The sequence below is a fragment of the Nocardiopsis akebiae genome, assembly GCF_018316795.1.
GTDB classification, from domain to species: domain Bacteria; phylum Actinomycetota; class Actinomycetes; order Streptosporangiales; family Streptosporangiaceae; genus Nocardiopsis; species Nocardiopsis dassonvillei.
In genome coordinates this window covers 5,863,091-5,888,251 of sequence record NZ_CP074132.1, presented here as the reverse complement: position 1 = coordinate 5,888,251, position 25,161 = coordinate 5,863,091, and the positions used below count along the sequence as shown (strand labels likewise).

Sequence of the window (25,161 nt, the reverse complement as noted above, 5' to 3'; positions counted from 1 at the left end):
GGCCGCGTGCGGTGCGCACGCGTGTACGGGCGCGTCGACGGGGCCCCGGTGTCTGCGAACATCGCCTTCGGCCGAACCACGACGCAGGAGCCAGCAGATGACGCATCAGCACGTCCGACGGCGGGGATGGCGACGCCTCCTGATGACGTTCCTCATGCTGACCGGTCTCGTCGTGCTGCCCCTCAGCGGGGCGCAGGCGAACCCGCTGTGCCCGGGCGAGCCCGCGCCGCTGCCGGAGTCGGCGGGAAGCGGTTCCGACGGCCTGCTCGTGCCCCCAAGGTCTCAGTCAGCTGTTGAAGGCGCTCCTGATGGACTCCCCCCCGATGCCAGCATGTACGGCCAGTACGGCACGGCCGGACAGCAGTGGCACATGATCACGGAGTCCTGCGTCGACGGGATCAGCGACGGCGCGCAGGCGACCCTGGCCAACACGGCCTGGGACCTGTCCAAGACCATCAACCAGTCGACGATCACCGTTTACCAGGCCGCGACATCCGACGGTCTCCTCGCCAGCTTCAACGAACTCGTCGAGAACGTGGTCGTCACGCTGCGGGAGGGGATCTGGCGCCCGCTGATCCCCACCGTCGTCATCCTCGGCGCCCTGTGGTTGGGCTGGTACGGGCTCATCCGGAAGAGGATGACGCTCACGATCGAGTCCAGTATCTGGATGATCGGGGCGACGGCCCTGGGGTTGTGGATCCTCGTCAACCCGGCCCAGATCATGGGTATGGCCAGCGGCCTGGTGAACTCCGGCAGTCAGCTGGTGACCAGTACGGTCGGGCAGATCCCCTATGGGGGAGGGTCGGGGACCTGCCCACCTGGTGCAGAACCTCCGGAGCGTGCGGACTGGGAGTCCGAAGCCGACTTCCAGGTCAGGCGTAACGCGGACATGCTTTGGTCGAGTTTGGTATGTCAGCCTTGGGTTTCAGGGCAATTCGGAAACGGTGACGTCGCAGAGGATGCGTCGATCGATCATGCGATGAACCTGATCGCTGCTCAAGGGATCAGTCGGATCGAGCAGCAGCAGATTCGCGATGGGGAAGTTGAAGCAAACGCCCTGCTGGAGGAGAAGCAGGATTCTTATGAAGCCATCGCAGCTGACATCCAGTCCACCTATCCCAGCGTCTACCCCCTCTTCTCGGGTGATGACCAGGGAAGTCGCCTGGGAGTGGCCACACTCGCGCTTTTCGCTTCGGTCTTCGCCGGGGGACTGATTCTCGCGGGGTCCGTGGCGCTCATCGTGTTGAAGATCGCCTTCCTGCTGCTCTTCCTCCTCGCACCCATATTCCTGCTCATCGGAATCCACCCGGGCTACGGGCGCATGGTCCTGCTGCGCTGGGTCGAGCTGATGATCGGCTTCCTGCTCAAACAGATCTTCGTCGTACTCCTGATCTCGCTCCTGGTCATGTGCTACGGCATGGTCATGTCCGCCAGCCTCGGCTGGGGCCTGCAGATGATCCTGCTGGCGCTCTTCACCGTGGCCCTCTTCGTCTACCGCAAGCCCTTCGCCTACCTGTTCTCCTCGGTCAACGCGAACACCTTCACCTCGCGCATCGTCAGTGACGCCGCGCATAGCCAGGCGCTCAGCCGGAGCGCGGTGGTCCTGCCGCCGGTCGCCAACCTCAAGGCCCAGGCCTGGGGGCTGCGCCGGGGACCGCAGATCGCCGGAGCGGCAGCCGGAGTCCCCGCGGGCGGGGGAGCAGTCCCGAACGGCGGTGTGGACCCCGGGATCGGTGACGAGGTCCCGGCCGACGGCGGTCCGGTCCGCGCGGACGGAGCGCGGGCACGCGGCACCGCCGGGTACGGCAGGGTACGCGACAACGCGGCCCCGCCCCTCAACGTCACCAGGAGCGCTCCGGCCGGCGGCGGTGGCGGCACCCGGCCCGCCGGGCCCGCGCGCAGCGGTGACCAGGCGCCGAGCCTCTCCGGTAGCAGCGCGGCCTCCGGTGCCATCCCGCCCCGGCCCAGCGGCGGCTACACGGGTACCGGCGACAGCGGCTGGGCCTCCGTGTTCGGCACCGGTTCGGGAGGCCGCGGCGGCTCCGAGCGCCGGGACGGCGGTGGAGGCGGCGGCTCGGTGTTCGGCGGTGGCGCGCCTGCTGCCGGGAGCGGACGCGCCGCGAGTTCCGAGCGGCCCGAGCCCAGCACCGGACAGGGCATCCTCGGCGGTCGCGCGGACACCCCGGCCCGGGGCAACCCCAACGCCCGCGCCTCTCGCTGGGGCTCGCCGAGGGAACGGCGCGAACGCCCCGCTCCCCAGCGTCCCGCCCGTCCCGCGCCCTCCGGCGAGAGCCGGGGCCGGGGCGACGGTGACGGCGGCTGGCTGACCGGTTCCGGCAAGCGCAGGGACAACGCGCCCATCACCCCCTTCTGGGGGGAGAGCAGTTCTTCCACGACGAGGGACCGCAAGCGGGACGTCCCCTTCTGGTTGAACGACGACTGACGAACAAAGGCCCGAAGCGATGCCCAACCCTCTCCCCGAACGCGCCCAGCGGGCTGTCTTCATCGGACTGATCGTCGTGCTGGTCGTGTTCGGGCTCTACCTCAGCCTCGGAGGCTTCGGGGGCGCCGAGGAGGACGAGCCCTCCGCGGCCTCCCCGGAACCCGAAGCCGCCCAGGAGGAGCCGCCGGGCGGACCCGGCGGCCCGGACGGGCTGTCCACCGTCGAGCCGAGCCCGATCCCGACCACCGCCGCCGAGGACGTGGACGTCCTCGACTGGTTCCCCTTCACGGAGGCGGAGCTCCAGGCGGCCGGGGCGGCGGCCCGGGCCTTCGCCGAGGCCTACGGGACCATCGACTACACCCAGTCCCCCGAGTCCTACTACGCCTCGATGGAGGAGCTGGCCACCCCCGAGTTCGCCGGGGTTCTGGCCGAGACCAGCAGGGTCGGCGCCTTCTGGAACGAGATGGCCGAGGCCGAGGCCGTCGCCGAGGGGCGGGCCCAGGTCGACTCGGTACGGACCTTCGGCGCCGATTCGGTCACCTTCGTCGTGACGGCGCAGTCCATCACCGAGACGGGGAGCGCCGAGTTCGACGAGGACCTCGGTGAGTTCGCCGTCACCGTGGTGCGCAGCGGCGGTGCCTGGAGGGTCTTCGACTTCCAGCCCGCCGACGCCGGACAGTTCGGAGAGGAGTGACCCCGTGATCTCCCTTTTCACCCGCAGGCACCCTGACAGGGGTGCGGCGGGCCTGTGGTTCGGCGCCGCCGTCGCCGTCACGGTCGCCCTGATGACCATGTTCGCGATGCTGGTGATCCCAGTGATCACCAACACCACCCAGCAGATCGGCTCCATGATGGCGAACGGTCTGGTCTGCGGGCCGGACACGGACGCCGAGCAGCCGGACGCGAGCGGCTACGCCATGGACTCCATCCCGGAGAACTACCTGCGGATCTACACGGAGGTCGGGGAGGACCGCGGGATCCCGTGGAACATCCTGGCGGGTGTGGGCCAGGTGGAGTCCCACCACGGGCGCTGGGAGGGCCCGGGGATCACCGAGGGGCACAACGACTGGGGCGCGGCCGGACCGATGCAGTTCGGTTCCCTGGACGGCTCCGCGGCGGGCAACAGCTGGGGCGGCGAGCCCGTGCAGCCGGTGGACGAGCGCCCGGAGCAGGGGTACGGCGTCGACGGAAACGACGACGGGATCGTCAGCGTCTACGACCCCGCCGACGCGATCCCGGCCGCCGCCGACTACCTCATCGCCCACGGTCTGAAGGAGGACGTCCGGCAGGCCATCTACGGCTACAACCACGCCTGGTGGTACGTGGACGACGTGTTGGAGTGGGCAGAGCAGTACGCGGAGGGGGAGTACGACACGTCGGGTTCCATCGAGACCGCGGTCGCCTGCCAGCTCGACGCGCAAGGCGCCCCGATCGGGAGCGCCCCCGACGAGCTGACCCAGGCAGTGGTCGACTGGGCACTGGCCCAGCGCGGAAAGCCCTACATCTGGGGCGGTGTCGGCCCGACCGGGTTCGACTGCTCCGGTCTGATGCAGAAGGCCTACGAGAGCATCGGCGTCACCATTCCGAGGATCTCCCAGGACCAGTGGGGTTTCGGCCCCGAGGTTTCACAAGGGGAGGAACAGCCGGGTGACCTGGTGTTCTTCCATGTGAGTCGGGCTGGGGAGCCCCCCGGCCCGGGGCACGTGGGAATGGTGATCGGTGACGGGCTGATGGTCGAGGCCTGGTGCACCAACTGCGGACCGATCGCGGTGCGCGAGTACGATGACCCCAATCGTGCGGACATCATGGGTTTCACGCGTCCGCTGGAGCACCCGGACGTGCAGGCCCAGTTGGAGGCGCAGGACAGTCGTGGTTGACCAGAAGGCACCGCCCGGCAAGCAGGGGCTACACGGGTGGAAGGCTGCCGCGGCGGTTTTCGGGTGCGGAACCCTGGCGGCCTTCGGGGTTTTCGGAGTGCTCGTCACGATAGCCGGGCTCCTGCTCAATACAGCTTCCACCGGTGTAGAAGATCCTGAGTACTCGGCTGGTGTCGAGCAGACCGGGGAACCAAGGGAGGAACTTGAACCCGGCGGTCTAAATATCTGCGATGATTACCTACCGCGGATATCTGACATCGACATTGCCGAGTCTATTTCAAGCGAGCACTCAGACGACGCATTGGATTCTGACCTTGGTGCTAGTGATGGTCGTGTTGTTTCTGGTCGGTGTTCATTTTTAGTGAACCCGATGTATGGAAATTCGACTTCCTGGAGCTTTGACTTTGACTATCATGTGATCGTTCGTGATCCAAGTGGAGACAGGGACCATTTGGCTTCTGACCTTCTTGCTCAAAGGGTGGCGGATGCGAAGGGGTATTTTGCTTCGGTGGATTCCGCATCTGAGCACCCTTGGTCTGATATTTCTCACTCGCTCTATGGGATGACTTCAGCCTCTGTGAGTCGATACGTTGTTGTGTCGCAGACGCGGAGTGCTGTTTATTCGGTGAGCTTCACCGGGGATAAAAATAGTGTCGAGGGGGGTGTAGTCCCGGAAGCGGATTTCGAAAGGCAAGCGAGAGACCTTGTTGAGCGGCTGCAGGGAAGACTTTTCCTGGTTATTCCTGGTTAGTAAGATGGCATGTGTTCCGTCTTGTATCGCTTAGCCCCTGCGAGGGTGATTGGAAACTGCGGTCAAGAGTTTCGGGTGGCCGTGGAATTTCAAGGCCCTGGGCCGGTCAGGCGACTCCGGCCATGAAGTGGTGGCGGCACAGGGTCGCGTACGACTCGTTGCCGCCGATGTGCACCTGCTCGCCCTCGTAGATCATGACCCCGTCCACCACGCGCGCGTTGTGGGTGGCGCGGCCACCGCACCAGCAGCGCGCGGACACCGGCAGGACCTCGATCTTGTCGGCGAGTTCCACCAGGCGCTTCGAGCCGGGGAACAGCTGCCCCTGGAAGTCGGTGAGGATCCCGTAGCAGTACACGTCGATCCGCATCCCGTCCACCACCCCCGCGAGCTGCCCCACCTGCTTGTAGGACAGGAACTGGGCCTCGTCGCAGATGACGTAGGGGGCCTTGCGGTCGGCGATGTCGTCGTACAGGTCCAGGTCGTCGCCCACCTCCACGGCGGGGGACTCCAGGCCCAGGCGCGACGAGATGATGCCCGCTCCGGCGCGGTCCTGCTTCGTGTACAGCACCCCTTCGCCGCCGCGTGAGTGGTGCTCCTGGAGGGCCATCGTGCTCTTGCCCGAGTTCATCGAACCTGTGAAGTACTTCAGCTCCGCCATGTCTCTTCCTGGGTCGCGGGCGCTGGCGCTGTCGACGGCTCGGGCTCGTCACCGTGTCGGGCTTCCTGCCGTGGCCAGCAGTGAACATACCAGTGACGTGCAGGACCTCCCGAACCAACGTCCGCCCACCCGCGCACCCGCGCTCGCCTCTTCTCCCTCCTCCTCACGGCCTCCCCCCTCGCGCCCTCCTCACGGCCTCCCCCCTCCCGTCCTCCTCTTCGGGGAGGGCCCCTCCGCCCAGGAGGAGTGCCTCCGACCGGCGCGGTGTTTTCGGCCTCACCGCCTTCGGACATTGATCGGACCGGAATTCGGGCTATGTGATGCGGCAGCCGCCATTTGCGCTTCCGGTGCCTTCCGAGCGGCCGCCTGAACCGCGGGTGCGCGCCTTCTGTGAAGTGTGGGCACGGGGTGAGGCGGTGTCGGCCGGTGTGGGCGTGAAGCTGTGCACGCCCGACCAAAGGCAGCCGCGCCGCACAGGAGTTGAGTCCACTTCGATATATTCGGTACTCCATGTCCGAATCGCTCGGAAGTGGAATTGGCGAGGGGGAAGTGGCATTGCGGCGTGCTCGGGTCACCAGGCTTGTGGAGAGTCAGTGGTTCTCCAACACCATGCTCGCGGTGATTCTGGTCAATGCCGTGATTTTGGGTTGGATGACTTATGGGGGTTCCACCCTTCCGTATCTGGTGATCATCGAGTACGTCGTCGTCGGTGTGTTCGTGGTCGAGATGGCCCTCAAGATCCACGCCTGGCGGGGACGGTTCTTCCGGAGCGCCTGGAACTGGTTCGACTTCCTGGTGGTGCTGGTCTCGGTGGTTCCGGCCACCGGCCCGTTCGCCGTGCTCCGCATCCTGCGGGTACTGCGGATCCTGCGGGTGATCACCGCGGTTCCGCAGATGCGGCAGATCATCACCGCGCTGTTCAAGGCCATGCCGGGGGTGGGGACGGTGATCGGCCTGCTCCTGGTGGTCATCTACACCTCCGCGATCATCGCCCACCAGCTGTTCGGTGAGGCCGTACCCGAGTTCTTCGACAACCTGGGCACGTCGCTGTACACGATGTTCCTGCTGATGACGACGGAGGGCTGGCCGGACGTCTCGGACGCGGTGCTGGCGGAGCATCCGACGGCCTGGATCTTCTTCGTCTGCTACATCGTGCTGACCGCGTTCATCATGCTGAACCTGGTCATCGCGGTGATCGTCACGTCCTTGGAACAGGAGATCAGCGAGGCCCGCTGGGCCGAGGACCAGGAGTTGGAGGAGGTCCAGCACGAGGCGGTCATGAACCGGCTGCTGGAACTCGGGCAGCAGGTCGAGCGCCTGGACCGCATGCTGCGCGAGCGGGACGCGAATCCCGGCACCGACGGCCTTCCGGGGAACGTTCAGGCGGACCAGGCGACACGGACAGCCGCCGTCCGAACGGTTCAGCCCGGGGAACCTGCCGAGCCGGTCAGGCGCGGGAACGGGGACGCGGCGCAGCCGCCGCCTTCCGCCTCCCCGTAGCGGAACACCCGGAGGCCCGGGGGAGGGCTTCCGGGCGCCTGCGTGCCTGTGTATCTGTGAGGTGCCTTGCGGGTCAGGGGCGGCGGTGAGGGCGGGAGGGTGTGGGGCGCCTACAGCTTCCGGCCGCGAGCGGCGTCGAGGAGGGTGGTCCACTCGAGGGCGGGGAAGGAGAGGTGCCCGGCGCCCGGGTGCTTGGAGTCGCGGGTGGCGGCGCCGCGGGGGAGGTCACCGATCTCCACGCGGTCGGTGTCCCGGCCGCTGGAGCTACTCTTGCTGAACTCGGGTTTGGTGGTCATCGGGTGCTTCCTGGAGACTTCAGGGCATCTCCGATGAGCTCGAAGGACAGGGTGGTGGAGAGCGCGACCCCCTGAACGTTGCCGAGAGCCAGGCTTGTACGCCGCTACTTCTTCTTGCTTGTCTAGATAAAGGTTATCTGTAACGGTTTCCAGGTAGACAACGGGCGGATCCTTGGCGGCAGGGAAGTCCGAGATGGTGAAGGGGACAGTCAGAGCTTGACGAGCGCCTGCCCGGCAGGAAAGCGCCTGGAGATCGATTTGGTGCCGGATGGCCATGTTCCCGAGGTACACGAGTTGCTCGCGCATCGCCTCGTGGCCACCGATGGCTCGCTGTAGAGCGCCTTCGTCGACGACCGCGATCATGGGTGGGGCTTGATCCTGTTGAGGATGTTCTCCCGCTCCATGCGAGCTTGGACTCGGCGATCGACTTCGCTCTCCTCCAAGACCCGTTCGGCACGAAGACCGCAGCAGGGCAAGCCGGAGTCTGGAGCAATCCAGGGGTGATCAGCCCTTCGAAGCGGCGGATCAAAGACGCCTCGGCTTCGAATGCCCCCGGTCCTCGCGTTCCTGGACACCTGTGCCGCCGCGGAGTCCACTGACCACCGCTACGTCTGCACCCTGCTGGGCGGCGAACTCGCCGACAACAGCATCCGCAGGGATCCCCGGATCAGGCGCTGCGACTTCGGTCGTCCCCGAGCCTTCCCACCCGCCTGACCGACCACGGCGCCCTGCCTTCCGTTCCACCGTCGACGGACGTGAGCAGACGTGCCACCCCGGGGTGGGGCGGCCACTGGTCGACGCCCCCGGGGCCTTCCGAATCCACGCCTGTCTCCCGGAAATGCTAGGTATGGGGACATTCCACCCTCGAAGGGATTTCCTATGCCTGAGCTCACCGAGTTCGCGGGTCTGCCCGTGGTCGAGTTCCCCGCCAGCGGCACGACGGAGGAGCGGCTCGAACGGATCTGTAAGCAGGGAGGGGATCCGCAGGCTCCCGCCTCCGCGGCCTGGCGGCTGCGGACCAGCGAGGGCGCCAGGGGGGTCCGTGAGGAAGGGTGCGAGGAACACGTCGCCCGTTTCCTGTCCATGGTGGACACCGCGCAGGTGAGGGCGCTGGTCATCGGTGCCTGGGGCTATCCCGCCCAGGGAGGTCCGGAGGCTTTCCTGGAGGCGCTGGTCGAGCACGCCGACAAGCTGCCGAATCTGCGGTCCGTCTTCGTCGGCGACATCGAGATGACGGAGAGCGAGCTCTCCTGGATCAGCCAGAGCGACCTGGCTCCTCTCGTGGCCGCCTTCCCGCAGCTGGAGGAACTGGTTGTGAAGGGCGCCGACGGCCTGCGGGGCCGGCTCGGTCTGCGCGTGCCCTCGCACGCCTCGCTGCGTTCCCTCACCCTCCAGAGCGGTGGCCTGCCCGGCCGGGTCGTGCGGGAGGTGGCGTCCTCGGGGTTGCCTGCTCTGGAGCACCTGGAGCTGTGGCTGGGGGTGTGGGACTACGGCGGCGACGCCTACCCGCAGGACCTGGCGCCGGTGCTCTCCGGTGAGGTGTTTCCCCGGCTGAGCTACCTGGGTGTGCGCAACGCCGAGGGGGCGGACGGGTGGATCACTGCGCTGGCCGAGGCTCCTGCCGTCAAGCACCTGGAGGTGCTCGACCTGTCGTTGGGGATCTTCACGGACCGGGGCGCCCGGGAGCTCGTCGACCGGGCCGAGGCCTTCTTCGGGTTGCGCAAACTCGACCTGCACCACCATTTCCTGAGTGCGGAGATGGAGCAGCGCGTGCGGGCCGCGTTCGCCGGAACCGGGGTCGAGATCGATCTGTCCGACCGGATGGAGCCCGAGCAGGACGAGGACGACGACGAGGACGAGCCCTGCTACTACACCGCCGCTTCCGAGTAGCAGGGTCGCCCGCCCGGCGGGAACGGCCCTACCGGGGCGGAGCGGGGCCGCGCGTCATCGCCCGTCGCCGTGTGTACCCGCAGGACGGGTTGGGCAGTGGGATCCCGGCAGCGCAAGACACGGCACCGAGGAGGTTGTCATGGCCGAGCCCGAGAGCACGCTCAAGGACAAGAACTACAACCTGGTCTGGGCCGTCCACCAGTCGCTGGAGAACGTCTGGCGCCTGGAGGGCTACATCAAGGACGCCGAGAAACAGGGCGACGACGAACTCGCCCAGTGGTTCCGCCGGATCCAGGAGAACAACCAGAAGGCCGGCGACCAGGGCAAGAAGATGCTCGTCGAGCGCATCAAGAAGGAGAACGGCTGAGGCAACGCGAAAGCGGCTCCACCAGCCGAGGCGGTTGACCCCGCCCGTCTTCTGATCCCGGCACCGAAAGGCGTCCCCGGTTCCGTCCGGGGGTGCCTTTCGGTGCCGGGGCTCCGCGCTCCGTGCGCGGCGGGGCCTCCGCGTGCCGGTGGTGGGCGCGCGGCCGCCCCCGGCCGCACGGCCGGTCCCTTCGCCCCTGGTTCCGGCCCCCGCCGCGCGATAGGAACGGGCGGTAAGCACTCCTCCAGAACCCTGGGAAGGCCGCTGTCCATGAGCGACGCGCCGCGAGACGATCACCGGACCTCCGGGAAGCGGAAGGAGACCACGGCGGAGCTGGTCCGCTTCCACCTGGGCGGGCGCCGCAAGGACCTGAGCGGGCGTTCGTGGTCGGAGTACCCCGTCCTCCCCACGCCCCCGCACGAGGCGGACACCGGCGAACACCCCGAACTCCGCGGCAGGAGGTTCGCCGAGGTACCCGAATCCGGCTGGCACGCCCTGGTCGCCTGGGCCATCGGCCCCGAACACACTGTCCGGTGCCCGGAGCGGCGCACGCCCTCCCCGGTCCACGTCACCTGCGAGAGCCGCGGAAGGCGCGTCCAGCGGTGGGAGGAGAGGACGCGCACCGACCGGGCGGGCGTCGACCGCGACATCGACGACTTCCTGACGGAGGCCGGGGTCCCGCACCAGCCGTGCGGTTACCGGTGGTTCGCCGAGCTGCCCGAGGGGTTCCGCGACGGCGACCACCTCTTCGGCTCCTTCTCGTCCCACCTGGCCTCAGTCGGCTCGGACGAGCGGGACCCGCCGGGGATGCGAGGGGCCATGAGGAACCTGGCCCGCCGCCTGTACGGCGACGCAGGCCGGTCCGCGTTCCCGGACCCGCCCGGCGGCCCCTGAGGGGTGTTCGGGGGCGGGTCCCGCGCGGCGCGGTGAAGCACGGTACGGCGGGGCGCGCGTACGGGGTGACACCGCGAGCAACGCGGCGTCAGCGGCGGCGCAGTGGTCCGCGCCGGGCCCGGCGCGGCGCCTCACGCGGTGACGGCCTCCACGAGGTCGCGGCGCTCACCGGGCTCCTCGGGTCGCAGCGCCCGGGACACCCCGAGCAGGTCGGTGGGCGTGCCCGGCTCCGGGAGCAGGCTCGCCACCGTGCCGTCGCCGAGGCGCGTGCGCAGCTCGCTCGGGTGGCCGTCGGCGTGGTGCACGACCACCGCCTCCCCCAGATCGCGGCACCACGTGCCGGGGAAACCGCAGCCCTCGTCCAGCACGGCTTCGGCCGAACGCGCGCCGTCCCACGTCAGCACGTGCAGCGGCGCCCCGTTCCCGTCGCGGTAGGTCAGGCGAAGGCCGTCCTCCACCTCGTGCACCTGGGCCAGCGACCAGCCCGGGTGGTCCAGCACCGCGATGGTCCGCTCGAAGGACATGATCTGCGCGCGCGAACGCTCGTCGGCCGCCCGCGCGAGCACCGCGTCCCCCACGGCGGGCAGCGCCGCGAGCAGCGCGGCGACCACCGCCACGGCGGGGAGCACCCCCGGCCGCCAGCGGTCGGACGGCCGGTCCAACAGCATCGACGCGCCCATGCCCAGCGTCGCGACGGTCCCGGACAGGAAGGCGGTGTTGGCGGCCGTCCCCCAGGGCAGCGGCATGACCTCCGGGGCCAGGAACGCGACGACCACGGGCGTGACCACGGCGGTGGCCGTCACGAGCGCGGCCGACGCGAAGGGGTGGTCCACGCCGGACCTCTCCAGCCACTGGGCCGACAGCCAGAACATGAGCAGGACGCCCCCGGCGACCACCGGTGCGAGCAGCAGCACCCCCTGGCCCGCGCCGCTCATCGTCAGGGCGCGGGCGGTGTCCCAGACCCCCACTGGGAACAGGGACATCAGCGGAGCCCCCACCAGGCACAGGGCGAGGATCGCGCCGACCGCGGCGACCCGAGGCCGACCCGATGGTGCTCGTGGCAGCACACCGTCCAAGGCCGCATCATCCTCCTGGCGGAAATGACACGTTACGCCTGTTGTGACTTGGGGACCAGATGTGCAAGGCGGGATTTCGGGTTGACCCCGGCGCCCCCGGAGTCGGCGGCGGACCAAGAACCGGTGATCCGTTGCCCTCGCGACGGTGGACAGCGTTCCCGGCCGCGCCCTACTCGCCCAACTGGCGGCGGAACGGCCTGCGCGCGGTGTTGAACTGCGCCCAGGACGGGTCGAGTTGGCTGCGCAGCTTGACCTCCCCCTCTGACCAGTCCGTCAGCACGGCCTCGAACTCCGGCAGCACGCCCGAGTCCGGGTCCAGGTAGTAGCGGTAGTCGCGCCTGCCGCCCACGGTCTGGCGCATGAACAGCGCGCCGTTGTCCCCCAGCACACCCGAGATCCGGGCCTCCAGGTCGTCCAGCGCCGAGGCGGAGGCGCCGGTGGGCAGCTTGTCCTCGTCCGTGTGCGTGTACGGCACGATCACCTGCACGAACAGGGTGAACGCCGGGAAGTCGCGACGGGTCAGCGGGTGCCGGAGCAGGATCTCCACCGCGCCCTGGAGGGGGATGCGCCCGTGCAGCGTCGCCCAGCCGCCCGACCCGCCGAGCATGTCCGCCATCTGCCGCACCACGGCGGGCATCGACGTGGGCGGCAGCGGGTCCAGCGGCGGCTCGTCCAGCGGCGCCGTCTCACCGATCCACCGCACCCGGTCGTCCTCGCCCAGCGCCAGCAGGGTGACGTGCTCGGCCACGGCGGCGCGCGTGCTCTCGGGCAGGAACATGTTGTCGGGGTGGTACACGCCCACCTCGACCTTGCCGGTCGCGTGGTCGACCCGCATGGACACCGACACGTGCGACAGGTCGAGTTCGTGGTCGTCCAGGTTGACGGTGGAGGAGAGCTGGTCGTGGTCGGCGGGCCGCACCGGCCGGAACAGCCACCCGGGGTCCTCGGGGGCCGAGCGCGCCCAGCGCTCGGACAGGATGCGAGCCTCCTCCGAGCCGCCGGGGCGCAGCGTGAGGGCGTAGGCGGGGCCGTCGGTCAGCCGGGAGGGGTCGTCCAGGGCGGCCAGCTGCTCCAGGAGCTTGCCCGGGTCCACGTCGGTCGACAGGTCGAGGTCCTCCAGGCCGCCGCCCGGCTTCGGTGCGCGGCCCACCTCCCACTCCATGTCCGGGTGGATGGAGCGGACCAGCGCGGTGACGCGCTCGGACACCTCGGCGGGCACGGGCTGGTCCGACTCGACCGCGCTGGCCAGGGCCTCGCGTTCGGCGGGCCAGGCGTCCCAGAAGGCGGTGACTGAGGAGGTGGAGTCGGCGGAGCGGCGACGACGGAACAGAGCCATGCCCCGATTTTCGCAGAAGCGGACGACCACACTCGCCGCAGCGTCCGGGGCGTCCGGCGGACGGTCGCCCGTCCCGGGAGCGCGGCCCGGTCCCGCCCCGGGCGCCGCCGTACCCCTCCCGCCGGGTCTGCCCGTCGACCCCCGGCGCGGGTTCTGCGCGCCCCGGCCGGGGATCCCGTCCCCGCCACGAGCGCATACCCTGGACCCACTATGACTTTGCGTGTACTCGCCGCCATGTCGGGCGGGGTCGACTCCGCGGTCGCCGCGGCCCGTGTGGCCGAGGCGGGCCACGACGTCACCGGTGTCCACCTGGCGCTCTCCAAGAACCCGCAGTCCTACCGCACGGGCGCGCGCGGCTGCTGCACCGTGGAGGACTCCCACGACGCGCGGCGGGCCGCCGACGTCATCGGCATCCCCTTCTACGTGTGGGACATGTCGGAGGAGTTCGACCGCGAGGTCGTGCAGGACTTCGTGGCCGAGTACGAGGCGGGCAACACCCCCAACCCGTGCCTGCGCTGCAACGAGAAGATCAAGTTCGAGGCGGTGCTGGACCGGGCCGTCGCCCTGGGCTTCGACGCCGTGGCCACCGGACACCACGTCCGCAAGGTCGACGGGCGCCTGGTGCGCAGCGTGGACGCGGCCAAGGACCAGTCCTACGTGCTGGGCGTGCTCAACGCCGAACAGTTGGAGCACGCGGTGTTCCCGCTGGGGGACTGCACCAAGGACGAGGTGCGCGCGGAGGCCGAGCGGCGCGGCCTGTCGGTGGCGGACAAGCCCGACAGCCACGACATCTGCTTCATCGCCGACGGTGACACGGCGGGCTTCCTCAACCGGCGCATCGGCGAGCGGCCGGGGCCGATCCGGGACGAGGACGGCACGGTGGTCGGCACGCACAACGGCTCGCACACCTTCACCGTGGGCCAGCGCAGGGGCCTGGGCCTGGGCGGCGCCGCCCACCCGCGGTACGTGCTGTCCATCGAGCCGGTCGACAACTCCGTCACGGTGGGGCCGCGGGCCTCCCTGCGGGTGGACGCCATCACCGGCGTGCGCCCGGTGTGGAGCGGCAGCGAGCCCCTGACCGAGCCGACCGACTGCCACGTGCAGCTGCGCGCCCACGGCGAGGTCTACCCGGCGAGCGTGTGGCAGCGCGAGGGCGACGGCGGCCCCGAACTGGTCGTCCGGCTCGCCGAGCCCGCAACCGGTGTGGCCACCGGACAGGCCGTGGTGGTCTACCAGGGCGACACGGTGCTGGGGTCGGCCACGATCTCCGCCACCTCCAGAACCGGGGCCGAGGTCTGAGGGAAGCCGGTTCGCCGGTCCGTGCGAGCGTGCCCCCGGGCCGCCCGGAGCGGCCGCCCGGGGGCACGGCGGCGGAGTGGGCTGTCCCACCTGGTTCGCCGCCCGCGATCCCTTGCCGAACTTAGGTAAGGCATAGCATAGTTGCGGGGCGAGGTGAGGGGGCCTGCCCATGCCGGAGTTCGATTTCCTCGACGGCCAGCCGTTCTGGATCGTCTACTTCACGCTGCTCGGCGTGGTCCTGTGCCGTGCCCAGGCCACGTACTGGATCGGCCGCGGCCTGGGGGCCGGGGTGACCCGCAGCCGTATCGGCGCCAGACTCGGCCCCCGGCTGGACGCCGCCCGGCGGCGCATCGACCGCTACGGCGCGCCCGTGGTCACGCTGAGCTTCTGCACCGTAGGCGTGCAGACCGCCGTCAACCTCGCGGCGGGTGCGATGCGCATGCGCTTCCCGCGCTACCTCGCCGCGATGTTCGTCGGCTCGCTGATCTGGGCGGGCCTGTGGGGCGTGGTCATCGGCGGCCTGGTGGGCACCTGGTTCTCCCTGTTCCTGGACTCGCCGTGGGCGGCCCTCGGAGTGGCCGCGCTGGCCGCGGCGGTCGTGGCCGTGATGGTGCTGCGCGCCCGCCGCTCCCGCACCGCCGAGCGGGCCCCCGCGGAGCCCGAGGGCGCCGCCGATCCCCACCGCGCCTCCGCGGGTTAGCCCCGACGCGTCCCGACGGTAGCGCCCGCCCGGGCCGCGTTGCCCTAACCTTGGGCGATGTGAGCGAACAGCACCCCTACCCCTGGCCCGCCGCGTCCTCCACCGGGGTCGGGTCCTGGCCGGGAGAGGACCCCGACGAGGCGATGCGCACCGTCCTCGGCGAACTCCCCGACCTGCCGCACCTGCCCGAGCTGCCCGCGCGCGGCGTCGGCGCCGACGCGGTCGGCCGCACCTGCGGCCTCCTGGTGGAGTTCCCCGTGGAGGTCCAGCCCAGCGGCTGGCGGGTCGCCGACAGCCCCGGGCGCGACCTGGGCCGCGCGGCCAGCCTCATGTCCTACGACCTCGACGCCCTCACCGAGCACGCCCACGGCTTCACCGGCACCCTCAAGGTGCAGGTCGCCGGGCCGTGGACCCTGGCCGCGTCGGTCGAGCTGCGCAACGGCCAGCGCCTGGTCTCCGACCCGGGGGCCTGCCGCGACCTGGCCGAGTCCCACCTGGAGGGAGTCCTCGCGCACCTGGCCGAGGTCCGCAGGCGGGTTCCCGGCGCCCGGCTCCTCGTCCAGGTCGACGAACCCTCCCTGCCCGCGGTCCTGCTGGGCGCCCTGCCCACCGCCAGCGGCTACGGCCGCCTGCCCGCCGTCGACCGGGCGCGCGTCGAGGCCTCCCTGCGCCTCCTCTTCGCCGCGATCGAGGGCGCCGGGGCCGTCCCCGCCGCGCACTGCTGCGCCCCGGGTGTCCCCGTCGACCTGCTGCGCCGCAGCGGCGCCCGCGCGCTGAGCCTCAACGCCCTCCTCCTCACCCGCGACCACGACGAGACGGTCGGCACGGCCGTGGAGGCGGGCACCGGACTCCTGCTCGGGGTTGTCCCCTCCACCGACGACGCCGCGCCCGCGCGGACCGCACGGATGTCCGACCCCGCCGCTACTGTCGATCCTGTTCGCGAGTTGTGGAACCGGCTGGGAATCTCCCCCGACCTGCTCTCCCGCGCGGTGGTCACCACGCCCACGTGCGGGCTGGCGGGCGCCTCGCCCGGCCACGCGAGGGCGGCCCTGAACGCCTCCCGAGCCGGTGCCCGGGTCCTGCGGGACGAGCCCCGAAGGTAGCGCCCGCAGCAGGCGAGCACGAGAGCGAGAAAGGTACCGAGTGAGCGCGCCCGACACCACCACCGACATCCCCGACGAGGTTCGCGCCCGGCACACCGAGCTGTGCCAGGAACTGGACGACCACAGTTACCGGTACTACCTGGGCACACCGGTGGTCTCCGACGCCGAGTACGACACCCTCATGCGTGAGCTGGTCGGCATCGAGGACTCCTACCCCGCCCTGGTCACCCAGGACTCGCCCACGCAGAAGGTCGGCGCGCCCATCAGCGTCGACTTCGCCGCGGTCGAGCACCTGGTGCGGATGGAGAGCCTGGGCAACGCCTTCGACGTCGACGAGCTCAACGCCTGGGCCGACCGGGCCAGCGCCGAGGTGCCCGTCACCGGCTACCTGTGCGAGCTCAAGATCGACGGCCTGGCCGTGGACCTGGTGTACGAGAAGGGCCGCCTCGTGCGCGCCGCCACCCGCGGCGACGGGCGCGTCGGCGAGGACATCACCCTCAACGTGCGCACCATCGGGGTCGTACCCGAACGCCTGGACGAGAGCGTGCGCCCCGCACCCGAGCTGCTGGAGGTGCGCGGAGAGGTCTTCCTGCCGGTGGAGGACTTCGGAAAGCTCAACGAGCGCATCACCGCCTCGGGCGAGCACACCCCCTTCGCCAACCCCCGCAACGCCGCCGCCGGGTCGCTGCGCCAGAAGGACCCCCGCGTCACCGCCACCCGGCCGCTGTCGATGATCGTGCACGGCGTGGGCGCCTACTCCCCGGCGAAGGACGGCGGCGGGGACGTGGCCTTCACCAGCCAGTCGCAGGCCTACCGGCTGCTGGGGGAGTGGGGGCTGCCGCTCAGCGACCGCTACCGGGTCGTCACCACCATGGACGAGGTCCGCGAGTACGTGGGGTACTACGCGGCCCACCGCCACGAGCCCGCCTACGAGATCGACGGCATCGTCATCAAGGTCGACGACTTCGCCCTCCAGCGGCGCCTGGGCTCCACCAGCCGCGTCCCGCGCTGGGCGATCGCCTACAAGTACCCGCCCGAGGAGGTCACCACCCGCCTGCTCGACATCAAGGTGGGCGTGGGCCGCACCGGGCGCGTGACCCCCTACGGGGTCATGGAGCCGGTGGTCGTGGCCGGGTCCGAGGTCGAGTTCGCCACCCTGCACAACGCGCGCGAGGTCGAGCGCAAGGGCGTGCGCATCGGCGACACCGTCGTGCTGCGCAAGGCGGGCGACGTCATCCCCGAGATCGTCGCCCCGGTGCTCGACCGCCGAGACGGCACCGAGCGGGCCTTCGCCATGCCCGAGTCCTGCCCCGAGTGCGGTACCACCCTCGGCCAGCAGAAGGAGGGCGACGTCGACCTGCGCTGCCCCAACGCCCGCTCCTGCCCGGGCCAGCTGCGCGAGCGCCTGTTCTTCGTGGCCAGCCGCAAGGCCCTGGACATCGAGGCGCTGGGCTACGTGGCCGCCACCGCCCTCACCCAGCCGCTGGAGCCCGCCCGGCCGCCCGTGCGCGACGAGGGCGACCTGTTCGACCTCACCGTCGACATGCTGCTGCCGATCCGCACCCACGTGCTCGACCCCGACACCACCGAACCCAAGACCGACCCCAAGACCGGCGAGCCCAAGGTGGTGTCCTTCTTCGCCAACAAGAAGGGCGAGCCCAAGAAGACGGTCGAGAAGCTCTTCGAGCAGTTGGAGGAGGCCAAGTCCAAGCCGTTGTGGCGTGTGCTGGTGGCGCTGTCCATCCGGCACGTGGGTCCGCGCGCGGCGGAGGACCTGGCCCGACACTTCCGCTCCATGGACGCCATCCGCGCGGCCAGTGAGGAGGAGCTGGCGTCGGTCGACGGCGTCGGCCCGACCATCGCCGCCTCCATCCGCGAGTGGTTCGCGGTGGACTGGCACGCCGAGATCGTCCGCAAGTGGGCCGAGGCCGGGGTGCGCATGGAGGACGAGGACGACGGCTCCAGGCCGCGCCACCTGGAGGGGGTCACCGTGGTGGTGACCGGTTCCCTGGAGGGCTTCAGCCGGGACGGGGCCAAGGAGGCGATCGCCGAGCGCGGCGGCCGGGCCACGGCGTCGGTGTCCAAGAAGACCGGTTTCGTGGTGGTCGGCGACAGCCCCGGCTCCAAGTACGACAAGGCCGTCAAGCTGGGGGTGCCGGTCCTGGACGAGGAGGGCTTCCGCGTACTGCTGGAGGCCGGTCCCGAAGCGGCCGAGGCCATGCGCGTCAACACCGAGCCCGAGGAGGCCGGCGCCGGGGAGGCCGTCACGGACGGGGCCTGAGGGGAGGGGCCGCACCCGCTGAGCACGGCCGCGGGATCCGGGGCGTACCGGACCCGCGGCCGTGACGGGCCCGCGTACCTTTTCGGGGATCTCTCACCACGCACAGCCCCGCCTTGGTTAACTGATAGTTCCTGGCAAGCGACAGTTGGTGACGAAACCGCGTAAGGTGGACAGTAACGCACAGGATGCGGGTGTATCCGAGAACCGGAATTCGGCCATGAGGGGTGGCCGGGCGCCGGGAACCCCGAGCAGGAGCGGCGGCACCGTCCGGCGCCGCCGTACTCCGCGGCCCCCTCACAAGGACCAGGCATGAAGGATCCCAACAGCACAAGGGACATCGGTCCCCGGGCCGGGACACCGCTCTGGCTGTACATGCTGGGCGCCACGGCCGCCGGGGCGGTCCTGCTCCTCGTCTCCGGACTCGGCCTGGGGGCGGACGAACTGCGCGCTCTCGCCGTCGAACCGCTCACCTGGGTTCTGCTGTGCATGATCGTCCTCGGCGAGCTGCGCCCCCTCACCCTCCCCGGCCAGGCGCCCGGCGACGGTGTGCCCACCTCGCTGCCCTTCTCCCTCGCGCTCGTCATCCTGCACGGCCTGCCCGTGGCCGCCCTGGCCCAGGTCACCGCCACAGCGGTCGCCGGGTTCGCGCGCGGCCACGCCCCCCACCGCATCGCCTTCAACGCCGCCCAGTACACGCTCTCGCTCGGCGTCGCCGACGCCGTCCTGCGCCTGCTGCTGCCCGGAACCGTCCAGGGCACGTGGCTGCCCGCCGCGGGCGAACTCCTGACCGTCGCCCTCGCCGGGGCGGGCTACTTCGCGGTCAACCGCGTCCTGGTCCTGTGCGCGGTGGCCATGCACGAACGCGTGCCCCTGCGACAGGTCATGTCCAAGGGCCTGGCCCAGCAGCTGCACGTCAACGGAGTCCTGCTCAGCCTCGCCCCGCTCGTGGTCGTGGCCGCGACCCACTCGGTGCTCTACGTCCCCCTGTTCGCGCTCCCGCTGGGCGCGCTCTACACGAGCGCCATGCTGTCGGTCCAACGCGACCACCAGGCCAACCACGACGAACTCACCGGCCTGGCCAACCGCAAGCTCCTCACCCTGCGCGCCCGCGAGGAGATCGCCCACGCCCAGCAGCGCGGCGGCAGCGTCGGCCTGCTCCTGCTCGACCTCGACCGGTTCAAGGAGGTCAACGACACCCTGGGCCACCCCACCGGCGACCGCCTCCTCCAGACCGTGGCACGCAGGCTCACCCACAGCGTCCGCCCCGGCGACCTCGTCTCCCGCCTGGGCGGGGACGAGTTCGCCGTCCTGCTGCCCCAGGTCCGCGACAACACCTCCGCGTGCGAGGTGGCCTTCCGGCTGCGCGGCGCCCTCGCCGAACCGGTCCGCCTGGACGGCATGGACTTCGACCTCCAGGCCAGTATCGGCATCGCCCTGCACCCCCACGACGCGCCCGACTTCGCGCTCCTCATGCAGCGCGCCGACGTGGCCATGTACGTCGCCAAGGCCGACCGCACCGGCGTGGAGTCCTACGACCCCGGCAAGGACCGCAACTCCACCGCCCGGCTCAGCCTGTACACCGAACTGCGCCGCGGCCTGTCCGAGGGCGCACTGGAGATGCACTACCAGCCCAAGGTCGACCTAGGCGACGAACGCCCCGTCGGCCTGGAGGCCCTGGCCCGCTGGCGCCACCCCACCCGCGGGCTGCTCACCCCCGAGGAGTTCATGCCGGTCGTGGAGCAGTCCAACCTGCTGCGCGCCTTCACCGGCCAGGTCCTGGACATCACCCTGGCCCGCGCCGCCGGCTGGCACGCCGAGGGCCTCGACCTGCCCGTCGCCGTCAACCTCGGCGTGCGCGAACTGCTCGACCCCGCGCTGCCCGCCACCGTCGCCTCCGCGCTGAGCGAGCACGGAGTACCGGCCGACCGGCTGGTCCTGGAGATCGGCGAGCACGCGCTGATCACCGACACCGACGCCGCCACCGCGGCCGTCCGCCGCCTGCGCGACCTCGGAGTGGGCCTGTCCCTGGACGACTTCGGCACCGGCCACTTCACCCTCGCCCAGCTCGCCGGCCTGCCCCTGGACGAGGTCAAGATCCACGAGTCCTTCACCGCCCGCCTGGTGGACCGGACCGACAACGGCCACACCGTCGTCAGGGCGGCCATCGCCCTGGTCAAGGCGCTGGGCATGCGCGCCACCGCCGAGGGCGTCCAGAGCGGCGAACTCGCCCGCGCCGCCCGCGACACCGGCTGCCACGCCGCCCAGGGCCACCACTTCTCCGCGCCGCTGACCGCGCCGGAGGTCGCCGACTGGGTCGCCGCCCGCGACGGCGGGACCGCGGCCGGCACCCGCGTCTGACCGGGGAGCCGCCGAACGGCGCCGACCCGCGGCCCCGCACCGGTCGGCCTACCGGCGTTGCCGACCGACCGGCGCCGGGACCGGCCCCGGAGCCATAGGATTGATCCCGATAGTCCTTCCGCCGAAGAAACGGTTCGCATTCCATGACCGCCATCACCCGCGATGAGGTCGCGCACCTCGCCCGGTTGTCGCGGCTGGCGCTCGACGAGAGCGAGCTCGACACGCTCGCCGCCCAGCTCGGTGACATCCTGACCGCCGTGGCCAAGGTGCAGGAGGTCGCCCAGGGCGACATCCCGCCCAGCTCGCACGCCCTGCCGCTGACCAACGTCTACCGCCCCGACGAGGCCAGGCCCGGCCTCGCCCACGACCAGGCACTGGCCGGTGCCCCGGCGGTGGAGGACCAGCGCTTCCGGGTTCCGCGGATCCTCGGGGAGGGTGAGTAGCGGTGAGCGACGTCATCAGCCTGACCGCCGCCGAACTCGGCGAGGCCATCAGGGAGGGGAGGGTGACCTCCGAGGAGGCCACCACCGCCTACCTGGACCGGATCGAGTCCGTGGACGGCGAGATCAACGCCTTCCTGCACGTGCGCCGCGAGACCGCGCTGGAGCAGGCCCGCGCGGTGGACGCCCGCCGCGCCGCCGGTGGGGAACTGGGCCCGCTCGCCGGCGTCCCGGTCGCCCACAAGGACGTGTTCACCACCAAGGACATGCCCACCACCGCCGCCTCGAAGATCCTCGAGGGCTGGCAGCCGCCCTACGACGCCACCGTCACCGCGCGCCTGCGCGACGCCGGCCTGGTCATTCTGGGCAAGACCAACATGGACGAGTTCGCCATGGGCTCCTCCACGGAGAACTCCGCCTACCAGGTCACCCGCAACCCGTGGGACACCGACCGCATCCCGGGCGGCTCCTCCGGCGGCTCCTCCGCGGCCGTGGCCGCCTTCGAGGCGCCCCTGGCCACCGGCACCGACACCGGCGGCTCCATCCGCCAGCCCGCCGCCGTGTGCGGCCTGGTCGGCGCCAAGCCCACCTACGGCGGCTCCTCCCGCTACGGGATGATCGCCTTCGCGTCCTCCCTGGACACCCCGGGCCCCTTCGCGCGCAACGTGCTCGACGCCGCCCTGCTCCACGAGGCCTTCTCCGGGCACGACCCGCGCGACTCCACCTCCATCGACGCCCCGGTCCCGCCGGTCGTGGACGCCGCCCGCCTGGGCGACGTCGAGGGCCTGCGCGTGGGCGTGGTCAGCGAACTGGACAGCGACGGCTTCCAGCCGGGCGTGCGCCAGCGCTTCCACGAGACGCTGGAGCTGCTGGAGTCCCTGGGCGCGAAGATCGTGGAGCTGTCCTGCCCGAGCTTCGACGCCGCCCTGTCGGCGTACTACCTCATCGCGCCCAGCGAGTGCTCGTCCAACCTCGCCCGCTTCGACGCCATGCGCTACGGCCTGCGGGTGGGCGACGACGGCACGCGCAGCGCCGAGGAGGTCATGTCGCTGACCCGGGCCCAGGGCTTCGGCCCCGAGGTCAAGCGCCGCATCATGCTGGGCACCTACGCCCTGTCCAGCGGCTACTACGACGCCTACTACGGCAGCGCCCAGCAGGTGCGCACGCTGATCAAGCGCGACTTCGACGCCGCCTTCGAGAACGTGGACGTGCTGGTCTCGCCGACGACGCCGACCACGGCGTTCCCGATCGGCGAGCGCGCCGAGGACCCGATGGCCATGTACCTGGCCGACCTGTGCACCATCCCGTCCAACCTGGCCGGGAACGCGTCGCTGTCGGTGCCGTGCGGCCTGGCCCCGGAGGACGGCCTGCCCGTCGGCTTCCAGATCATGGCCCCGCCCCTGGCCGACGACCGCACCTACCGGGTCGCGGCCGCGGTAGAGCGCGCGCTGACCGAGCGCGACGGCGACCTGCTGGCCCGCAGCCCCTACGCGGTCGCCCGCTAGGAGCCGGCCGCCGCTGCGGAGTCGTCCAGCGCCCGCCGTCCCCGCGAGGGGCGGCGGGCGCTGTGCTGTCGGCCTCCGCGAGTCCGCGGGCTCCGGCAGCGGTTCCGCCCGCTCCGGGAGTCCGGGGCGGGGGAAGCCGGGGTAGGGGCCGCCGCGCTCCGGCGACCGGCCGCGTGTTGACCGGCGGGGCGTTGGCCGGTGGAGTGCCGACCGGCGGGGCTTTGTCCACAGGCGGAAACCGGATCTGGTGCGGCGTGTGCCCGCGGCTCTATCGTGGATATAGGGGGTCCCCGGGCCTCCCGGCTTCGTGCTGCCCCCACGCCGCCCCGGCGGCGATCCGGTGCGCGACGCCCGGGGCCCGCCCCGGAACTGTTCCGGAACGGGCCCCGGGTCACGACCGCTCAGCGGCGGACGGAGGGGTGTCAGCCCTCCAGGTCCTGGTTGCCCGCGGCCTTGCGCTTGCGGCTCAGGTAGATGGCGCCGCCACCGGCACCCAGGGCGGCCACGCCTGCGGCCACCAGGCCGAGGAGCGCGCCGCCGGTCACCGGCAGGGTGGGCTCGTTCTGGTCGTCGGCGGGCTCGGACGGCTTGTCGACGGGCTCGGAGGGCTCGTCGCTCGGGGTCGGCTCCGGGCTCTCGGGCTCGCTCGGCTCGGGGGACTCCGGCTCGCTGGGCTCGGGGGACTCCGGCGGGGTCCCGCCGCCGCCGGTCCAGGAGACCGAGGCCGACGCGGAGACGGTGACCTCGCTGTCCTCGGCGGTGATCAGGGTCTGGGTCGGCTGGTACTCCTCCTCGCCCTTGAACAGGCGGCCCGACCGCACGGTGGCCGTGGTCTCCAGGGAGAAGGAGGCGGTGCCCTCCGCCGCGTCCTCCGGGACGGCCAGGCCGACGGTGTCGCCGTTGTCGACCGTGGTGACGGGCTCGCCGCTCTCCAGGTCGATCAGCTCGACCCCGACGCCCTCGGGGGCCTCGACGCTGACCTCGATGCCGTCCTCGTCGCTCGTCTCGACGAGGAACTCACCGATCGTCTCGCCCGCCTTGCCGGAGGCCTCGCCCGGGGTGATGCTGAGCGTGGGTTCCGGCTCCTGCTCCAGTTCCACCGCCTCGTCCACGAGGTAGCGGTAGGCCTTGATCACCGCACCACTGTCGACCCTGCCGCCGACCTGGGGGTTCGCGGTGACCCGGGACAGCTCCGTGCCGTTGCTGAAGTGCCAGATCGCGGCCTGCGTCGCGGTCAGGGCCTCTGCGTCGGTCAGCCCCCTGACCTGGGCCGCGTCGGCCAGGTCGGCCGCGCTGATGCTCGGGTAGCTGTTCTGGAGGATCCAGTGGACCTTGCCGGGCGAGGCGAAGTCGCCCCTGCCCGGGTAGTTGGCCCACTCGTCCTCGAGGTACCAGGCCTGGTCGACGATCTCGGTGCTGAAGTCGATGCAGTAGGTCGTGAGAACGCCGCCGTTCTCCAGGCGCAGGTCGAACAGACTGGCGCTGGTCGGCTCGGCGCCCCGCATGGTCACGATGTGACCGCTCTGCGCGGTGGCGGGGTACTGGGCGCGGACGGAGCCCTCGTAGGTCTCCACCGGGTCGGCGGAGGCCGGAGCGGCGAGCCCGAAGGCGAGGAGTGCGGCGGCGGAGGCGGCGAGAGTCGCGCGCCCGACGGAATGGGGGAGGGACACGTACGTCACGTCTTTTCCTGTGGGTGGTCTCAAGGTGAGCCAACCGGGTCTTCCACCGGGGTCGCAACGTCGGGTGGCGGACCGGTCGGTCCGATGGGAGTTCACAGAGAAGACGTCGAGCCCCCGCACCGGGTTGTCCGCTTCCTGCGTGGAGGACATGAATTCCGGGAGAACGTGACGGGTTCGTTCCTGGAGGCCGGGCGGGGTCCGTGCCTGAGGAACCCGGGCCTCCCGCCCTCCCGGCCAGGCCCCGGGCACCGTTCCGTCTCCGGTGGTCCGGGCCGCCCGCACCCGTACGACGGACCGAAACACCGGGGCCCGCTACGGCGCGGCGGCCCGGGCGATGGACCGGGCGTGCCGCCGGACGTTCCGCCAGGCGATCCACTCGACTACGCGGTTGGCGATCACCCGGTGCTTCAGGCCGTTGCGCCAGGACCAGCGCAGGCGCGGCCCGGAGCGCCCCCAGCGGTTCGGTGAGGATCCGCAGCGCGCGTTCGCCGCCCTCCCGCGTCCAGGTGACCCCACGGCCGGGCGCGCTGAGTGTGATCGACTCCCTGGCCGCGTCCTCCGTGATTGCGCTGCTCGGCTCCACGACGCCGTTCCCGAGCTGCCGCGACGAACCGGAGGCCGGATCCCGTTCGCCCGGGCGCTCGGTGTCGCCGACCAGTTCCCGCACCCGGCCGGCCGCCACGGGCACTTCGAGGCCGTGGTTCGCGT

Annotated in this window: 21 protein-coding genes and 1 pseudogene; 16 read left to right on the top strand and 6 right to left on the bottom strand. The window is 71.1% G+C overall.

Annotated elements, in window-relative coordinates; all coding sequences use genetic code 11:
• Positions 1 to 97 precede the first annotated feature (97 nt).
• From KGD83_RS25115 to KGD83_RS25100, 4 genes are read left to right on the top strand one after another with little or no spacing between them, the layout of a single operon-like run.
• Entirely contained in the window at positions 98 to 2,443 is a 2,346-nt protein-coding gene (locus KGD83_RS25115; RefSeq protein ID WP_212641457.1) for a type IV secretion system protein, read from the top strand.
• 19 nt (positions 2,444 to 2,462) lie between these two features.
• Positions 2,463 to 3,137 (top strand): hypothetical protein, encoded by a 675-nt coding sequence (locus KGD83_RS25110; protein WP_212641456.1) that lies wholly within the window; start codon positions 2,463 to 2,465, stop codon positions 3,135 to 3,137.
• 4 nt (positions 3,138 to 3,141) lie between these two features.
• A complete protein-coding gene (locus tag KGD83_RS25105) occupies positions 3,142 to 4,320 on the top strand; it encodes a C40 family peptidase (RefSeq protein WP_212641455.1) in 1,179 nt (392 codons plus the stop codon).
• Positions 4,313 to 5,071: a hypothetical protein gene (locus tag KGD83_RS25100; protein WP_212641454.1), complete on the top strand. Its 759-nt coding sequence runs from the start codon at positions 4,313 to 4,315 to the stop codon at positions 5,069 to 5,071. Before KGD83_RS25105 ends, KGD83_RS25100 begins: the two co-directional genes overlap by 8 nt.
• Positions 5,072 to 5,177: 106 nt before the next feature.
• Here the strand turns inward: KGD83_RS25100 and KGD83_RS25095 are convergent, their stop codons facing one another.
• Positions 5,178 to 5,729, bottom strand: coding sequence for a thymidine kinase (locus tag KGD83_RS25095; RefSeq protein WP_013151206.1), 552 nt, complete (start codon positions 5,727 to 5,729; stop codon positions 5,178 to 5,180).
• A gap of 651 nt (positions 5,730 to 6,380) precedes the next feature.
• Here KGD83_RS25095 and KGD83_RS25090 point away from each other — a divergent pair.
• Positions 6,381 to 7,229: an ion transporter gene (locus KGD83_RS25090; RefSeq protein ID WP_338036940.1), complete on the top strand. Its 849-nt coding sequence runs from the start codon at positions 6,381 to 6,383 to the stop codon at positions 7,227 to 7,229.
• A gap of 110 nt (positions 7,230 to 7,339) precedes the next feature.
• On the opposite strand, the gene KGD83_RS25085 is transcribed toward KGD83_RS25090, so the two are convergent.
• Positions 7,340 to 7,525, bottom strand: coding sequence for a DUF397 domain-containing protein (locus KGD83_RS25085; RefSeq protein WP_212641452.1), 186 nt, complete (start codon positions 7,523 to 7,525; stop codon positions 7,340 to 7,342).
• A gap of 153 nt (positions 7,526 to 7,678) precedes the next feature.
• Positions 7,679 to 7,888 (bottom strand): annotated as a pseudogene (locus KGD83_RS29000) (Scr1 family TA system antitoxin-like transcriptional regulator); the annotation flags it as partial.
• A 183-nt stretch (positions 7,889 to 8,071) separates the two neighbouring features.
• Here KGD83_RS29000 and KGD83_RS29185 point away from each other — a divergent pair.
• The 4 genes from KGD83_RS29185 (at position 8,072) to KGD83_RS25065 (ending at position 10,676) form a co-directional block, all read left to right on the top strand.
• Complete coding sequence (locus KGD83_RS29185) at positions 8,072 to 8,239, top strand: hypothetical protein (protein WP_212641451.1); 168 nt, start codon at positions 8,072 to 8,074, stop codon at positions 8,237 to 8,239.
• A gap of 165 nt (positions 8,240 to 8,404) precedes the next feature.
• Positions 8,405 to 9,415 carry an STM4015 family protein gene (locus tag KGD83_RS25075; RefSeq protein WP_212641450.1) on the top strand — a complete coding sequence of 337 codons (1,011 nt, stop codon included), beginning with the start codon at positions 8,405 to 8,407 and terminating at the stop codon, positions 9,413 to 9,415.
• A 139-nt stretch (positions 9,416 to 9,554) separates the two neighbouring features.
• On the top strand, positions 9,555 to 9,782 hold the full coding sequence (locus KGD83_RS25070; RefSeq protein ID WP_212641449.1) for a hypothetical protein: 228 nt from the start codon (positions 9,555 to 9,557) through the stop codon (positions 9,780 to 9,782).
• Between the two features lie 270 nt (positions 9,783 to 10,052).
• Positions 10,053 to 10,676, top strand: a complete 624-nt coding sequence (locus KGD83_RS25065; protein WP_212641448.1) for a DUF5956 family protein — start codon at positions 10,053 to 10,055, stop codon at positions 10,674 to 10,676.
• Between the two features lie 131 nt (positions 10,677 to 10,807).
• Here the strand turns inward: KGD83_RS25065 and KGD83_RS25060 are convergent, their stop codons facing one another.
• A complete protein-coding gene (locus KGD83_RS25060) occupies positions 10,808 to 11,659 on the bottom strand; it encodes a hypothetical protein (protein WP_212641447.1) in 852 nt (283 codons plus the stop codon).
• 262 nt (positions 11,660 to 11,921) lie between these two features.
• Entirely contained in the window at positions 11,922 to 13,088 is a 1,167-nt protein-coding gene (locus KGD83_RS25055; RefSeq protein WP_212641446.1) for a DUF695 domain-containing protein, read from the bottom strand.
• A gap of 210 nt (positions 13,089 to 13,298) precedes the next feature.
• On the opposite strand from KGD83_RS25055, the gene mnmA reads away from it, so the two are divergent.
• From mnmA to gatA, 7 genes are all read left to right on the top strand, one after another.
• Positions 13,299 to 14,387: a tRNA 2-thiouridine(34) synthase MnmA gene (gene mnmA / locus KGD83_RS25050; RefSeq protein WP_249352021.1), complete on the top strand. Its 1,089-nt coding sequence runs from the start codon at positions 13,299 to 13,301 to the stop codon at positions 14,385 to 14,387.
• Between the two features lie 169 nt (positions 14,388 to 14,556).
• On the top strand, positions 14,557 to 15,087 hold the full coding sequence (locus tag KGD83_RS25045) for a DedA family protein (protein ID WP_212641445.1): 531 nt from the start codon (positions 14,557 to 14,559) through the stop codon (positions 15,085 to 15,087).
• Between the two features lie 59 nt (positions 15,088 to 15,146).
• On the top strand, positions 15,147 to 16,190 hold the full coding sequence (locus tag KGD83_RS25040; protein ID WP_212641444.1) for a methionine synthase: 1,044 nt from the start codon (positions 15,147 to 15,149) through the stop codon (positions 16,188 to 16,190).
• Positions 16,191 to 16,230: 40 nt separating this feature from the next.
• The gene (gene ligA, locus KGD83_RS25035) at positions 16,231 to 18,471 is read left to right on the top strand and encodes an NAD-dependent DNA ligase LigA (protein ID WP_212641443.1); all 2,241 of its coding nucleotides are present in this window, start codon (positions 16,231 to 16,233) and stop codon (positions 18,469 to 18,471) included.
• A gap of 309 nt (positions 18,472 to 18,780) precedes the next feature.
• A complete protein-coding gene (locus KGD83_RS25030; protein WP_212641442.1) occupies positions 18,781 to 20,829 on the top strand; it encodes a putative bifunctional diguanylate cyclase/phosphodiesterase in 2,049 nt (682 codons plus the stop codon).
• A gap of 143 nt (positions 20,830 to 20,972) precedes the next feature.
• Positions 20,973 to 21,272, top strand: coding sequence for an Asp-tRNA(Asn)/Glu-tRNA(Gln) amidotransferase subunit GatC (gatC, locus tag KGD83_RS25025; protein WP_013151219.1), 300 nt, complete (start codon positions 20,973 to 20,975; stop codon positions 21,270 to 21,272).
• Positions 21,273 to 21,274: 2 nt separating this feature from the next.
• Positions 21,275 to 22,774 carry an Asp-tRNA(Asn)/Glu-tRNA(Gln) amidotransferase subunit GatA gene (gene gatA, locus KGD83_RS25020; RefSeq protein WP_212641441.1) on the top strand — a complete coding sequence of 500 codons (1,500 nt, stop codon included), beginning with the start codon at positions 21,275 to 21,277 and terminating at the stop codon, positions 22,772 to 22,774.
• Between the two features lie 422 nt (positions 22,775 to 23,196).
• On the opposite strand, the gene KGD83_RS25015 is transcribed toward gatA, so the two are convergent.
• On the bottom strand, positions 23,197 to 24,453 hold the full coding sequence (locus KGD83_RS25015) for a thioester domain-containing protein (RefSeq protein WP_212641440.1): 1,257 nt from the start codon (positions 24,451 to 24,453) through the stop codon (positions 23,197 to 23,199).
• Positions 24,454 to 25,161 lie beyond the last annotated feature (708 nt).